Raw genomic sequence first — 593 nt, forward strand, 5'->3', positions numbered from 1 at the left:
AAGCTGAACCGTCTGGTGACGGTCAAGGACCCGTACAACATCATTGTGACACGAAACGTTTATGATGCAGCAGATAATCTGATTAAAGTCATCGATGCCAAAGGCTATGCATCGGCAGCGACGGATGCGCAGCGCTACGGAACCGTGTATAGCTATGACTTGGCGAATCGCCGGATTGCCCAGGCAGAGCCAGAAGCCGCGCTGCAAAATAAAATGAATAAGTATCAATACAATGCAGCAGGAGATTGAATCTCCGACACGAATGCGCTTGGGGTTACCCATACGTATGCCTATGATCAAGCGGGACGTTTGCTGAGCGTAACCGATCCGCTTGGCGTCAGCGTGACCTATGGTTACGATTTACTAGGCAACCAGCTAGATATGACAGACGGCAGAGGGAAAGTCACTCGCTATCGTTATGGTGCATTTGGTCTGGTTACGCAGGTCATTAACCCATCCAATCAAGCGATGTCCTACCGTTACGATCTGGCGCTGCAAACGGCAGAGCTGACAGATCGCAATGGCAACCACACGCGATATCGCTATGACAATCGGGGGCAACTGGTTGAAAAAGCGGTGGCTGAAACCGAGGA

Annotated in this window: 2 protein-coding genes; both read left to right on the forward strand. The window is 50.9% G+C overall.

Annotation, left to right across the window (positions count from 1 at the left end; translation table 11 throughout):
• Positions 1 to 249, forward strand: a 249-nt coding sequence (locus WH37_RS36155; RefSeq protein ID WP_046234952.1) for a hypothetical protein, incomplete at its 5' end; no start/stop codon positions are given.
• Positions 250 to 309: 60 nt separating this feature from the next.
• Positions 310 to 593 (forward strand): RHS repeat domain-containing protein (locus tag WH37_RS33185; RefSeq protein ID WP_046234953.1); only part of this gene is annotated, 284 nt, incomplete at its 3' end.

It is taken from the genome of Paenibacillus algorifonticola (assembly GCF_000971975.1).
GTDB lineage: Bacteria > Bacillota > Bacilli > Paenibacillales > Paenibacillaceae > Pristimantibacillus > Pristimantibacillus algorifonticola.